Annotated in this window: 16 protein-coding genes; 9 read left to right on the top strand and 7 right to left on the bottom strand. The window is 46.6% G+C overall.

The annotated features are described in order from the left end of the window. Nucleotides 1-34 precede the first annotated feature (34 nt). The 6 genes from NSQ80_RS20795 to NSQ80_RS20770 all read left to right on the top strand — a co-directional run bounded on the left by NSQ80_RS20795 (nt 35) and on the right by NSQ80_RS20770 (nt 5093). Nucleotides 35-925, top strand: a complete 891-nt coding sequence (locus NSQ80_RS20795) for a LysR family transcriptional regulator (protein ID WP_036644101.1) — start codon at nt 35-37, stop codon at nt 923-925. A 181-nt stretch (nt 926-1106) separates the two neighbouring features. Continuing rightward, nucleotides 1107-1721: a TetR/AcrR family transcriptional regulator gene (locus NSQ80_RS20790; protein ID WP_323078210.1), complete on the top strand. Its 615-nt coding sequence runs from the start codon at nt 1107-1109 to the stop codon at nt 1719-1721. Nucleotides 1722-1727: 6 nt separating this feature from the next. Next, entirely contained in the window at nt 1728-2012 is a 285-nt protein-coding gene (locus tag NSQ80_RS20785) for a DUF2269 family protein (protein WP_339300704.1), read from the top strand. A gap of 220 nt (nt 2013-2232) precedes the next feature. Then, nucleotides 2233-2697 (top strand): hypothetical protein, encoded by a 465-nt coding sequence (locus NSQ80_RS20780; protein ID WP_323078206.1) that lies wholly within the window; start codon nt 2233-2235, stop codon nt 2695-2697. A 181-nt stretch (nt 2698-2878) separates the two neighbouring features. Further along, nucleotides 2879-3211, top strand: coding sequence for a nucleotide pyrophosphohydrolase (locus NSQ80_RS20775; protein WP_323078204.1), 333 nt, complete (start codon nt 2879-2881; stop codon nt 3209-3211). Between the two features lie 13 nt (nt 3212-3224). Further along, complete coding sequence (locus NSQ80_RS20770) at nt 3225-5093, top strand: DUF2075 domain-containing protein (protein ID WP_323078201.1); 1869 nt, start codon at nt 3225-3227, stop codon at nt 5091-5093. Here the strand turns inward: NSQ80_RS20770 and NSQ80_RS20765 are convergent. Beyond that, the gene (locus NSQ80_RS20765) at nt 5090-5449 is read right to left on the bottom strand and encodes a hypothetical protein (RefSeq protein WP_323078199.1); all 360 of its coding nucleotides are present in this window, start codon (nt 5447-5449) and stop codon (nt 5090-5092) included. The two genes, NSQ80_RS20770 and NSQ80_RS20765, sit on opposite strands and share 4 nt — an antisense overlap. Before the next feature lie 163 nt (nt 5450-5612). Here NSQ80_RS20765 and NSQ80_RS20760 point away from each other — a divergent pair, with 163 nt between their 5' ends. Both NSQ80_RS20760 and NSQ80_RS20755 read left to right on the top strand, forming a co-directional pair. Continuing rightward, a complete protein-coding gene (locus tag NSQ80_RS20760; RefSeq protein WP_323078197.1) occupies nt 5613-5957 on the top strand; it encodes a helix-turn-helix transcriptional regulator in 345 nt (114 codons plus the stop codon). Between the two features lie 88 nt (nt 5958-6045). After that, complete coding sequence (locus NSQ80_RS20755; protein WP_323078195.1) at nt 6046-7626, top strand: DUF262 domain-containing protein; 1581 nt, start codon at nt 6046-6048, stop codon at nt 7624-7626. Nucleotides 7627-7662: 36 nt separating this feature from the next. Here the strand turns inward: NSQ80_RS20755 and NSQ80_RS20750 are convergent, their stop codons facing one another. Genes NSQ80_RS20750 through NSQ80_RS20730 form a run of 5 tightly spaced genes read right to left on the bottom strand, consistent with a single transcriptional unit; the run spans nt 7663 to nt 11953 of the window. Then, nucleotides 7663-9060 carry a HAMP domain-containing sensor histidine kinase gene (locus NSQ80_RS20750; protein WP_339300702.1) on the bottom strand — a complete coding sequence of 466 codons (1398 nt, stop codon included), beginning with the start codon at nt 9058-9060 and terminating at the stop codon, nt 7663-7665. Then, nucleotides 9051-9710, bottom strand: coding sequence for a response regulator transcription factor (locus NSQ80_RS20745; protein WP_339300700.1), 660 nt, complete (start codon nt 9708-9710; stop codon nt 9051-9053). Before NSQ80_RS20745 ends, NSQ80_RS20750 begins: the two co-directional genes overlap by 10 nt. Nucleotides 9711-9743: 33 nt before the next feature. Continuing rightward, nucleotides 9744-10508 carry a lantibiotic immunity ABC transporter MutG family permease subunit gene (locus NSQ80_RS20740; protein WP_339300698.1) on the bottom strand — a complete coding sequence of 255 codons (765 nt, stop codon included), beginning with the start codon at nt 10506-10508 and terminating at the stop codon, nt 9744-9746. A gap of 1 nt (nt 10509) precedes the next feature. Continuing rightward, a complete protein-coding gene (locus NSQ80_RS20735) occupies nt 10510-11241 on the bottom strand; it encodes a lantibiotic immunity ABC transporter MutE/EpiE family permease subunit (protein ID WP_339300696.1) in 732 nt (243 codons plus the stop codon). Between the two features lies 1 nt (nt 11242). Next, a complete protein-coding gene (locus tag NSQ80_RS20730; protein WP_339300694.1) occupies nt 11243-11953 on the bottom strand; it encodes a lantibiotic protection ABC transporter ATP-binding protein in 711 nt (236 codons plus the stop codon). Nucleotides 11954-12761: 808 nt separating this feature from the next. Here NSQ80_RS20730 and NSQ80_RS20725 point away from each other — a divergent pair. Next, nucleotides 12762-12905 carry a hypothetical protein gene (locus tag NSQ80_RS20725; RefSeq protein WP_260070390.1) on the top strand — a complete coding sequence of 48 codons (144 nt, stop codon included), beginning with the start codon at nt 12762-12764 and terminating at the stop codon, nt 12903-12905. Nucleotides 12906-13065: 160 nt separating this feature from the next. Here NSQ80_RS20725 and NSQ80_RS20720 read toward each other — a convergent pair whose 3' ends face one another. Next, the gene (locus tag NSQ80_RS20720; protein WP_260070389.1) at nt 13066-13251 is read right to left on the bottom strand and encodes a hypothetical protein; all 186 of its coding nucleotides are present in this window, start codon (nt 13249-13251) and stop codon (nt 13066-13068) included. Nucleotides 13252-13360 lie beyond the last annotated feature (109 nt).

The raw sequence follows: 13360 nt of genomic DNA, 5'->3' as shown, positions 1-13360 counted from the left end.
TTTTCACATATCCTTTGGTAAAGGGGGAAGAGCTGTGGATTTTGAATGGTACCGTAGCTTTATCAGTATTTATAAATATAGATCAGTCTCTGAAGCGGCAAGAATAAGGTTAATGACTCAACCTGCATTGAGCCAGCATTTAGCCGCATTGGAAGCTGAGCTTGGCGAAAAATTATTTACGAGAACTGCAAGAAAAATGATTCCCACCGAAAAAGGGAAAGAGCTTTACACACAAGTGGTTCCTCTTATTGAAGCTTTGGAGGAGACTACACAAAAATTCAAAATGGAAAACTCATTAACCGTCCCCATGGTTAAAATCGGTACAGGATACGAATACTTCCGTGAGAATTTAGCTCGTAATTTAAATAAATTTCCATTTCGAGTTAATGCAACTTTTGGGGTGGCCTCCTATATTCTTGAATTACTGATCGAGGAAAAACTTGACATGATTATAACGTCCCAAAAAATCCCTGCCCCTGGCATTGAATATATCCATTATGTTCAAGAAGAATTTGTACTGGTTGCACCTTATCACTTTGAAGAACATCATTATGAAGATAAGGAACGCTTTGAAGCCTGGTTGTGTTCACAAGATTGGCTCAGTTATGGCAGTGAATTACCGATCATCAGAAGATTTTGGAGAGAATATTTTAAGAAAAGACCGCAAATGCAAATCAAACATGTTCTCCCGGATCTTCATTCAATATTGACGGCGATAGAACATGGAGCTGGAATCAGTATTCTTCCAAATTATATGCTAGAAAAATCTATTCACAATCATACCGTAAAAATAATCTATCCTGAGTTTAGAGTGACTAATGAACTATATCTGGCTTATCATATCAAATTTCGAAATTATCCCACGACGATAATGATTATTGATGCATTAAAGGAGAATTTACAAAATAATATCGATACGATTTAAGCGTTGCTGGAGGAGGCTCCAAATCAAGGGAACGGCCTCTTTTGATGCGAATGGAGTGTGGCTCGAATCAAATAACGGAATGGTAGGAGTACAAACACTCTAATTCAGCCATTTACAAACCGACGGTCTGTATTTATAATGAAGATACATCAAATTTAAAGAATTTTCCGGAGGGTTCGTGTTGAAACAGGAGGAGCGCAGACAACGGACGTTAAGACGGCTGATCGATGCAACGAAAGAGTTGATTCAGGAGAAAGGATGCCATTCGATTACGATGCAGGACATCATGAGCAGATCCGGCCTGTCCAAAGGCGCAATTTTTCATTATATCAACAGCAAGGACGATATCTTTGTGCTGATCCTGCAAGAGGGGCTTGAAGAAACGAACCGACGCTTCATGAATGAGATTGAGCAAGGACGTCGGAACTTTGATGATCCGATGCAGAAAATTAAGGACAGCATTGTTGAATTTGAAAACCCGCAGAACGTGACCAACAAAGTGCTTGTGTATTTGTTTGGCAAAGAAGAGGACCCGGCAGTTGCGGAGGCTTTGAAGCAGTTTTACGAACGGACCGTATTCTTATCCCAGCTCTGGATTGAAACAGGTCAGCAGCACGGCGTCATTCCCGAAACCGTTGAGGCGGACAAAACGGCGGAGTTGTTCACGCTGATGACACTTGGCTTCCGAATTCGCGCAAGAATTCCGAACGTGCAAGCGCTGGTTAATGCACAGGACTTAACTTCACTGATGACGGACATTTTGAACCCCGTCAGAGAACGGGAAGAGAAAGGGTGAGCGGTTGTGGGATTTTGGTTAACCTTGCATGTACTTGGTGTCTTATTGATGGTGGGAAATATCATAACGGCAGCCTTTTGGAAAATCCGGGCAGACCGGACCGGAAATCCTCAAATCATGCACTATGCTGCTAAGAACGTGATGATCGCAGATTATATTTTTACGATTCCTGGACTTGTCCTGATCGTCCTTTCCGGCGGCATGATGACGGGGAGCCTGGGCTACTCCTTGACGGGGTTAAATTGGCTTACCTTCTCACTGATATTGTTTGCCGTGACCGGGCTGATTTGACTGTTAATCCTCATTCCGATGCAGCGCAAAATGATTCGCCTGAGCTCCGATGACATCGAGAGTGGCACCGTCTCAGCGGCATATCGTAAGGCTTCTCGGAATTGGGCGGTTTACGGGACGATCGCTACTTTGCTTCCACTTGTGATTCTGTATCTAATGATCTCCAAAGGTTTCTAAGGACACGGGTTTTGCAAAATTTGAAAATAACGGAGGTTTGCGCATGGAGCCCCTGATCACCCTTATCGTTGTCACGCTAGCGATCCTTGCTCTGGGAGCGGCGGGAGTCAAACGACTGCGTACTTGGCCTGTTGCCCTTCGGGGCGGAGTTGCGGCGATGTTTGTGTTGACTGGCACCGTTCATTTTGTTGGGATGCGGGAAGAGCTGATCAGTATGGTGCCGCCTGTTTTGCCTTACCCTGGGTTTATTGTAACGCTCACTGGCGTGTTAGAACTGGCCGGGGCACTTGGGTTGCTGTGGCGTCCGACAGTCATCTGGGCGGCGGGAGGTCTCTCGCTTCTCCTCATCTGCATGTTCCCGGCAAACGTTTATTACGCTCTTTCCGGTCTAGCGACGGCCGCTCACCAAGCCTTGCTGCCTCGTACGTTGATGCAGATTGTTTTTTTGTCGGCGACACTCGCTATCATGATCTATTACATGCGTTACCGAAGTGTAAGGCGGATTTAGGCGGAATTTGACGAATCTTCCATTTTGTAATAACTTGGTATTAGGAAGAATGTACCAAGGGCCAAAGCATGGCCACACCAAGAGACGACTAGAGGCGGGCCCCGAGTAAAGGGGAGGACCGCCTCTTTTTTGCGTGGATGGAGTGGCTCGAATTAAATGACGGAATGATAGGAGTACAAACATGAATGAAGAGCTGATCCAAATGCTGCTTGCTTTTCGGGAGGAGCGTAACTGGGCGCAATTTCACAATCCGAAGGATTTAGCGATCTCGCTAAGTCTTGAGGCGTCCGAGTTGTTAGAGAATTTTCAGTGGAGAACGTCCGAAGATGCCGTATCGCAGAAGAAACAAGACATCGCCGACGAACTGGCCGATGTGCTGATCTACTCAGTGTACCTAGCCGCTGCGCTTGGCCTCAATATCGAGGAAATCATTCGGGACAAGATGCGGCGGAATGGAGTGAAGTATCCGGTGGACAAGTCTTTTGGGAAAATGAATAAATATAACGAGCTATAGGAGTGCAGACAGCTTGATTATATATAGCAGCAATGCGTTGCAGTTTCGTGAGTCGGTGGATCGTAATCAGATTACGGTGGAGATAGAGCAGGCTTTTATCAACAAGATGGGGATGAGACCTAGCCCAGGGGAAAAGAGAGCCTGGAACAATTCCATGCAATTCATGGAACGCGTCATTCGTAATGCCAATATCGCCGATGATTGTGGCGTAATGATCGAGTATAACATCCCGGCAACCAGCAAGCGTATTGATTTTATCGTGGCAGGGCAGGATGCGGAGGGCCGAGATAACTTCGTGATCGTGGAATTGAAGCAGTGGGATGCAGCCGAAGCAACAGACCGGGAGGACGTGGTTGTGGCTTATATCAACGGACGTCAACGCGAGATTCCGCATCCCTCCTACCAAGCATGGTCTTACCGCCAGTTTCTTGAAGACATGAATGAAGCGATTCATAGTAGCGATCTTAAGAGCTATTCCTGCGCTTATTTACATAACTATCGTGTCCCGGAACCCGATCCGCTCAAGAGCGAACGCTATCAAAACATCATCAGAGAAGCCCCGCTATTTAAAGCGGATGATACAACGAAGCTTCAACAGTTTCTATACAAACATGTCGGTAAGGGAAAAGGCATTAACCTGCTTTACCTCATCGAGAACGGGAAAATTCGGCCTTCTAAGAAACTGATCGACCATGTGGATGGGCTGTTCAGAGGAAACGCCGAGTTTATCTTGCTGGACGAGCAAAAGGTAGCTTACGAGACGATCATCAGCCTAGCTAAGGATCCAAGTCGTAAAAAAACAATCATTATCAAAGGCGGCCCGGGCACCGGAAAATCCGTCATCTCTATGAATGCCCTGGGCGGCTTGCTGAAGCACAAGCTAAACGCTAAGTTTGTCGCGCCTAACGCTTCCTTCCGGACGGTCATGGTAGAGACGCTAGCGAAACAGCAACCTAAGAACAAGGCACGAGTTCGAGGATTGTTTGCGGGATCGGGGCAATTTGTGGATACCCCGGAGAACTTCTTTGATGTGCTGATCGTTGATGAAGCTCACCGTCTCAAGGGAAAAGGAGCTTACCAGTACCGCGGTGTGAATCAGATCGAGGACATCATCAAGGCCTCAAAGGTCAACGTGTTCTTTATCGATGAGTACCAGCGGATTCGTCCGGATGATATCGGGACTGTGGCCGAAATTGAGCGAATCGCAAAGGCCTATGGCTCCGAAGTTCATGAGTACACTCTATCCGCCCAGTTCCGCTGCTCGGGAGCTGAAGGGTTCATTAACTGGATTGATCACGTACTGCAAATCCGACCGACAGCTAATTTTGATGGCTGGGACCAAGATAGCTTTGAGTTCAAGCTGTTCGATACGCCGAATGCGGTCTATGAAGAGATAAAAGCGAAGGTAGCGGCAGGGTACAAAGCGCGGATGCTCGCCGGATTTGCCTGGGACTGGACCAAAGATACTGAAGGCAACCGCAACGGTGAAGTCGCGGACGTTACCATCCCGGAACACGATTTTCAGATGCCGTGGAATGGCCGTGCCATCTCCAGCACTTGGGCTATCCATGAGGATGGTGTCGAGCAAATCGGCTGCGTACACACCTCGCAAGGCCTAGAATTCGACTACGTCGGAGTTATCATCGGTAACGATCTGAAATATGATCCGACCACCATGCAACTCTACGCCGATTACAACGAATACAAAGACACCATGGGCAAGAGGGGCCTCAAGAACAATCCTGGCCAACTTACCAAGCTAATCAAGAACATCTACAAGGTGCTGATTTCCCGAGGGATGAAGGGTTGTTATTTGTATTGTCGGGATCCGGAGTTGAGGGGGTATTTGGAGGGGCAGTTGAAAAGGGTGACTAGTGGCTAAACCTCGTAAAAATCATAGGCAATGAAATCTTGCGTTTTTTGATCGAATACCCAAACCATCAGCCTTATTACAGAAGGCGGATGGTTTTCTTTTTTGTCCAGTGCTGACTTCAAAAAGCCGTGAATAGCCCCATACGTTGCAGGATCAATCTGTTCTACAAACAGGTTGATGTGCGTTTCGCTTGTTGATTGATTGACCAGTTGTTCCATAGCTTCACTGGTTTTCCTAAACATGATGGTACAGCAGTTGTGGGAAGCATTATGAAGTAAACTGCAGTCAACTATAATGGTGTCACCACAATAAATAATTGAATTCTCATTATCCATAGGTTCTAAAGAAATGTTGAGGTACTCCATTGTTATTCCTTCTTTATATTTGGAAGTTCAAGGGATTAGTGGAAATAAACTAGTGACAATTTATATTTTAGTGCATATATACATTAAAATCAACAAAATAATGTATATGTTGTTCTGTTTGTGGGCACAATGCTTCTCTAATCTGATAGAGAGGTGGTAAACCGTGCTGCTGAAGATAATAGGAAAACGAATCAAGCAATTGCGGAAGGAACAAGGTCTTACACAAGAAGAACTTGCTGAAAGAGCTGGGGTAAACGCATCATACATAGGAACTGTCGAACGTGGAGCACGAAATATTTCCATCGAGACTCTGGAGAAGATCATACAAGGGCTGGATGTGCCTTTGGCGGTGATGTTTCAGTTTCACGAAACAAAGAACGTAGACTCTTGGAAGGATAAAGCGGAGGTTATTGAGGTAGTGAATTCACTACTTTATAATCGGTCATTGGAAGAGAATAAGCTTATCTATCGGGTAATAAAGGATGTTTTGGATACCAAGGATGTATGAGGAAAATAAAGCTATAAAAACCTTGGATCACATCTGATCACATATGAGTTATGTAACTTCATTAATTTTGCATAGGAGATGAATTATATTGTCGGAACCGTTAACGATAAGGAAACTCATTGAAAAGATAACATCGGGAGAAATTCGTATACCTGCATTTCAAAGAGGGTACGTATGGTCCTCTGAGCAGGTTTCATTTTTGCTGGATAGTATCTATAAAGGATTTCCTATCGGAACTATATTACTTTGGCGGACAAGGGAGCGATTAAAGGTTGAAAGAGACTTGGGTAATTTTACACTTCCTGATCCAAGGAAGGATTATCCTATAGATTATGTACTTGATGGTCAGCAGAGACTCACCTCTCTTTTCAGCGTATTTCAAACAGAACTATCCCCTAATCAAAATGATGAGTGGCTAGATATTTATTTCGATTTTACAAGTAAGGATGTTATCCAAGAGAGTAAGTTTGTACCACTGAAGGCTCAAGATTTTGATCCGACTAGATATTTTCCAATGAATTGCCTTTTTGACTCGGTGAAATATCGGAAAGCTGCTGAAGGATTAGATGCTGAAACTATAGTAGTTATTGATAAATTACAAGAACGCTTTAAGGAAACTCTAATACCAATTCAAATAATGGAGACCGAAGATAAGCATCATGTTGCAATTGTCTTCGAACGAATTAATAGATTCGGTACACAACTTGATACATTTCAGTTGTTATCTGCTTGGAGTTGGAGCACCGATTTTGATTTACAGGATGAGTTTTCACAGCTAGCCGAGGAAATAGAACCATTTGGGTTTGGTGATCTATCATACGATAAGGATTTGCAATTAAAATGTTGTAGTGGTGTCATTTCTGGTGATACTGCCCCCGCTGCAATTATAAATCTGAAAGGAGAAGAAGTTCGAAATAATTTTACTAAAATTAAAAATGGTATAAAATCAAGTATTGATTTTCTGCAGAGAGAACTAAATATATTCTCACTTAAATCGATGCCGTATCCCGCGATGATTGTAGCACTCACAAGATTTTTCGCAACTGATAAAGAAAATGGAGTTTTATATACTGAAAAACAAAGGAAACAACTTGTAAGATGGTTTTGGAGATCGTGTTTTTCCCGTAGATATTCTAGTGGTGTCACTGATGCACATAAGGCTGACTTAAGAGCCATGGATGAACTGCGGAAAAACGAAGAATATGACATTGCAAGTTTTGAGTGCACGGTAGACTCTTCCTTTTTTGAAAACAATCAATTTAATGTAAGCACTGTAAATACGAAAACATTTATAACTTTATTAGCTCACAGAGGACCTAGATCATTTATTTCAGGTGCAAAAGTTGACCTAAGTAAAGTTTTGAAAAATGTGAGTAGAAATGAATTTCATCATATATTCCCTGTTCATTACTTAGAGAATTCCTTGGGAATAACTAATAAAAAGGATATCAACTTACTTGCAAATATTTGCTTTTTAAATAATGCAGATAATCAAAAGATTAAGGATAAGGCGCCTTCAAGTTATAAGAATTTAATTGATCCTATTAATCTGCCAGCTATTTTAGAAACAGCATTTTGTCCCCCTAATGCACTTGATATGGATTATAATGAATTTCTAAAAATTAGGGTCGAAAAGTTAGTGAACTATGCAAGGGAATTAATTAAATAAAGTTTTAGAAGCATCGTTTCCATAGGGTGCTTCTGTTTATTTTTCCCTCACCGGCACCTCCATCGTCACCTCGCCCCCGCCCGTCACCGGGGAGTTAGCGATATGCAGTTCACCCCCATGTAATTGGGCAACAAACTGGGTGATATAGAGGCCCATGCCGTAATGTCCGTCGCTTCGGCGGGACGGGTCGCCCATGTAGAACTGTTCGGTGGCGTACTTGAGCGCTTCAGGCGAGAAGCCCGGACCTTCGTCAGTCACGCGGAATTGAATCCGATCGCCTGCAGCCTCCACCGATAGCGTGATTGTACTCTTCGCCGGGGTGTGATCCATGGCGTTGGCGATGACGTTCATGAGGGCGCGCTCCAACAAGCCAGGATCGGCATAGAGCTCGTCTGGCAGTGCGTCAACGAAGTGGACTGCGACGGAAAGCTCTTTAACTGCGGCGAGAGCTTGCATCTGCGCTTCGAGCGTATGGATGAACTCTTTCAGATCGAGGTTTACGGGCTGATAGGAAGCCGCAGTTTCCGTATTCGTGATTTCGATCAAGGTCTTGATATAAGCTTCCATCTGTCGGGCGCTTTGGGCGATATACTCGGTGTATTCCCGTTGCTCGTCCGACTGCTCCGTTTCGGAGAGAAGCTCGACATTGCCGCGAACGATGGTGAGCGGGGTTTTGACGTCATGGGCGAGCGCTGAGATTTGAGCCCGGCGGCGGCGCTCCAGATTCCATTGCTGCTCCAGCGAGTTCTTCAGGGCATCCCGCATCTGATCCATGGACCGTAGCACCTGGTCAATTTCAGCGATCCCGCTGTATTGGATGGAGAAGTCCAGCTCCTGCTCCTGAATGCGCTGGGTTGCTTCCTGCAGTCCGTTCATTTTGCGGGCTAGCTTCCGACCAAACGAAGAGGCTAACAGAACGGCTTGAAGCAGAAAGAGGACGCAGAACAGGACGAAAAAGGCCAGTTCCGCACTGGGCAGCACGCGGCGCAGGGTCGCTTGGTTAAACTGGGCGGCGAGAGAATACCGGAAGATATAAACCTCTTGGCCATACGTGACTTTCACATAATGATAAGGAAAAGTGTAACCTGCCGCTTGATCGCCCTCCAGACGCTTCCACGCCGCCTCACCTTGCTTGGCGGAGAAGCTGTGCTCCAGGAGCCTCCCGTCTACCGTGTACTTCGCATATTGGTACAACGCAGAGGGGGCGTCCAACTGCAGCTCCTGTCCCGCTATGAGGCGAGACTTAGCCTCCTGCACTTGCTTCTCGGCATAATCTGCCGGGAGAACGGCTCCAGTGAACAGCAGCCCCACTAAGATCAAGGATAGCAACAGGGCAAGCCCAATCGTTCCGAGACAAAAAGCGGCTAAATATTTGAGAAACAGCGTACGGAGCTTGGTTTCTTTCGGTCCTGACGTGACGCGGGCTACTTCCATCGGTATCCTATCCCCCACACGGTTTCAATCGGATTGACGTTCATTTGGTTTAATTTTGCGCGGATATTTTTGACATGCTCCACGATGGTGGAAGCCTCACTTTCTCCGTCGAACCCAAACACGGATTCATAAATCTGATCTTTCGAGAACACCTGCCCCCGGTTTAACGCCAAAAATTCGCAGATGGCATATTCACTTTTGGTCAACGGGATTAAGGTATCCTGCACCCGCATCTCCTTGCCCGACAGGTTAAAATGAACTTCGCCGATGCAGAGCACGCTGCGCCGTTCCCGGCTTTCCCGGCGGAGGTGGGCGGCAATTCGCGCCCGTAACTCGCCTGCCCCAAACGGCTTGACGATATAATCGTCCGCCCCGATGCTCAGGCCCTCCACCAGATCATTCTCCATGGATTTGGCGGTCAGGAACAGGATTGGGCAGTCGACCTTGCTGCGAATTTGCCGGCAGAGGGTGAACCCGTCCAACTCTGGCATCATCACGTCCAGCAAGATCAGGTCATAGCTTCCCAATTGCAGCGCCAACACTTCAAAAGGAGAGGAGAGAGCTGTGACGAGATATCCTTCTTTTTGCAAAATATTCCGAATTAAGGTCAGCACGGCCGGATCATCATCTACCGCAAGAATATGGGCCATCTTCTATCCCTTCTTTATTGATGAGATCTGAGTTTACTCCAGCGACTTCGTACCTTCCCATCGCCGGAACCACACTCCTAATAATACCATGATCGCCAAGGTCCCTGTGACGCAGGCAAGGATTCCGGGTTCAAGCAAAGAGTCCGCCGGGATCGGAAGGGAGGCAGCATTTGCGTACCCGAATTGCATCCAAAGGCTAACGAACCGGGCAGCCCAGGCGCAAGGGATATAGATCCAGTTATCTTCCCCAAGGCCGGTCAGCAGGAGGGCAGACACGAGGCTCTCCAGAATCCCAAGACCGATCGATGCGCCTTTGCCAAATCGCAGACTCACGTAGAGGTGCAAGGCATAGAGAAACAGACTGCTTCCAAACAGGAGGCAAGCAGCTTCTAAATAGAACCCGAGCCCATAGGGCGATTGAGACAAAAGATAAAGGAAGCCCACTCCGAACCCCACCGAAGCCAGAACCGTACTGCCAAATCCCAGCAGAAGAAGCACGGTCAGCTTACCAGCCAGGGCGATGAGGCGGTTCGGCAGGGTGAGAAGCTGTTGATAATTTCCGGCAGCAGCTTCCTGGTCCGCAGCGATGGCACAGACGATACCTATAATCGTTGGAAAAGAAACCGCAAGTACCTGCAAATAAGCGCTCACTTTAGAAGCCGGCGTAAACGGAGTATAGGCGTAATAACCTAAGAAAATCACAATACCGGCCAGCGGGACGAGCAAGTGCACCCACAGGGTCGGTTGTCTTTGGAGCTTGATAAGTTCAGATCGGAGACAACGGAAGTAGCAGCTCATCTTACTTGGCCTCCCGATGGCGAAATAAACGCATCGTCAGGATGCACAGCAGGAAGAACAGGCCAAGCGTGATCAGCACCCCTGGCAAAATAACGCTCTTGTCCCACAAGGCATCGCCTTCGGGAACCGGCAATCCGTTAGGAAGCACGCCGATCGCGGCGCACATCAGCCGAGACGGAATCGCATAAGGCACAGCCCACCAGTAAGCGGTCGTAGCCAACAGAATGTTGCAGGCGATGTTCCCCAGAACATTAAGGATCATCGTAGCAAACATGCCGATCCGGTCGGTTAAGAACAGACAGAGCGGGATCTGCCAAAGGAAGGTCAGAAAGAGCAGCGAGCTGCCCAAGGCGTGGTCCGCCAAAGTAAATCCAGCAGGGAAGACCAGATCGCTAAGCGCAATCCCGAGCATTAAAATGACCGAAGAAACGAGAAACAGCCCGGCGATCACTCCGATTTTACCGAGCCAAATCTTTGGCAGAGGCACTGGCAATCCGAGGATCGCTCGATATTTCAGCTTTTTGCTATCCTTTTGGATAACACCCGTACACATCAAAGTGAGCGCTCCGGGAAGCAAAAGGGTATACCACCAGTTGTAGCTGGCGATTTGAAAGAACGGCCCAGCCATCAATCCTGTGCATAGCAACAAGGTTAGCAGAGGAGCCAACCAGGTTAGTTTTCTCGTAAAAGTTCGTTTGGTTTTAAGAAATTCAGCACGGAGGAATGCCTGCATCCTATTCGTCTCCTTTCCGGTGCTCACGAGCAATTTGCATAAACAGCGACTCTAGATGTTCTCCCGGAGTGACCGCCTCTTGATAAGCCAGAACACCTCCTGCAATAATGCCGATGTGATCCGCGATTTGCTCCACTTCGGACAGGACGTGGCTGGACAAGACAACCGTGATCCCCATCTTTGGAAAAGAGCGAATCAGCTCGCGCAGCTTCTGAATGCCAAACGGGTCGAGACCGTTGGTCGGCTCGTCCAGAATCAGCAGTTTGGGGCGGTGGAGCAGGGCAATGGCGATTCCCAGTCGCTGCTTCATTCCCATGGAGAACTGGCCGGCGCGTTTTTTCCCGGTGTTCGTTAAACCCACCGTCTGCAACACTTCGTCGATTCGAGTATCCGGTAGACCAAGAAGTGTAGTCCGTACTTTGAGATTTTCGCGGGCGGTTAAGTTTTCGTAGAGCGGAGGCGACTCAATGAGAGCGCCAATTTGGGATAAATGTTCGCGTGACCAGGGGGCGCCTAAAAAGTCAATCTCGCCGGAAGTCGGCCGCAGCATGCCGGTCAGCATTTTAAGAAGGGTGGATTTTCCGGCCCCGTTGGGACCAAGCAGCCCGTAAACGGAGTTCTCCTGAATGGAGAGGGAAACGTTGTTTACCGCCTGCTGGCCTCTAAAGGTTTTGCTTAGGTTCCGAGTCTGCAGAATAAGGTTGTTGTTCATGCTTCTTCATCCTTTTCTTTCATTCTGGAACCAAGTCTATAAAGCAATTCTAAGAATTTGATAAGGAATTGCGGTTATTTTTCATACAGAACTATTTTATGAATTGTTTATATCTTTTAACTTGCAGTTTAGATATGTACTTTAAGATGGGTTTATGCAGTACAGGAAGATCCAAATTGGAGGAGGGAGATTACTAAATGATTAGGGATTGGGTTTTCTTTCAATACATAGAGGTGGAAGGTACCAATCGACCATTTTTTACTCTTTTCCTGACCTCTATCCGACCTCTTTCGTTCCGTTGTTTGTCCGCTTAAAGGCCGATGACGGTCGCTGAACTGAGATACAATGATAGTGTCGAAAGATAAATCTTCATCCTTAAGCAGGGCCGTGAATGAGACTTTCTCGGTCCTGCTTTTTTCTCGCCAGTTTCAGAAATCATACAGCCAGTCATTGCTTCGGACGAGCCCCTTGCATCGGTTGATGAGACTAGGTAGGTGCTATATGGGAAAGGCGTGTGAACAGTGGACAATCGGAGGACTCGTCGAAAAGAGAGACGGCCGAGTGGAGCTGCCGATATAGACCGAGCGGGGCTCTGAAGGTTTGTCTTCGCCGAGTCTATTCGTGCGGCTGTTGAAGTCGGAGTAGAACCGCGAGCTTAATCGCTGCTTCAAGCGGAGGTTTTCGGTCACCGTGCATTTTGTCCTTTCCGGCGACAGCAGTCGGAAGTCAGCCTATGACATGGCGGAGCAGTTATACGGGGGCTGTTTGCCGACGTTGTCACTGAGAGGGGCTGACCCATGGAGCGGGGATGAGCTCCGAATGGAAGGACGACGGCACGCTCCATCTGTATTCGACGTTCACAAAGATCGTCTGGTTGCTGGTCGGCGAAGTGATCAAGATGGGAACGCTCCAGTGGGAGGGGGAGATCAAATATGTTTGTTTAAAAAGATAGTGGCCCTAAAGTTTTTTTAATACCCAAAAGCAAAATGTTATCAAAAAAAAGGAGTTGTTGATTTATGCCAGAAGCAACATGTACCTATTATCCAGGTAATCACCAAATGAGACCTCAAGGATTTGCCTTCCTGCCATAGAAACAAAATAAAATATAGTAATTATAAGATTTTGCTCAGCAGAATAATTACTGCAATTACACCAACTAAAATCAATAAATTTGTAATTTGTCTCCCAAGTCCAGGAACACCATGAGAATGCAACTTTTTTTCATTTGTGTCAAAATTAGCTTTAGCACCGTGTGGATCAGCAGAATCAGAAAAAGGTTTTCCGTGATCGTCAATCATGAAAGTTCCCTCCCCGTTCATAACTCAATTCAGTATAACAATAATTTAATTAATTAACAAATTTGGGGATAATGTCATGAATTTTGATAGATTGAGAGCGTTTCGGGAT

It is taken from the genome of Paenibacillus sp. FSL K6-2441, assembly GCF_037964765.1.
GTDB lineage: Bacteria > Bacillota > Bacilli > Paenibacillales > Paenibacillaceae > Fontibacillus > Fontibacillus phoenicis.
Note: the sequence above shows the minus strand (reverse complement) of the source record. Positions and strands in the feature narration are given on the sequence as shown.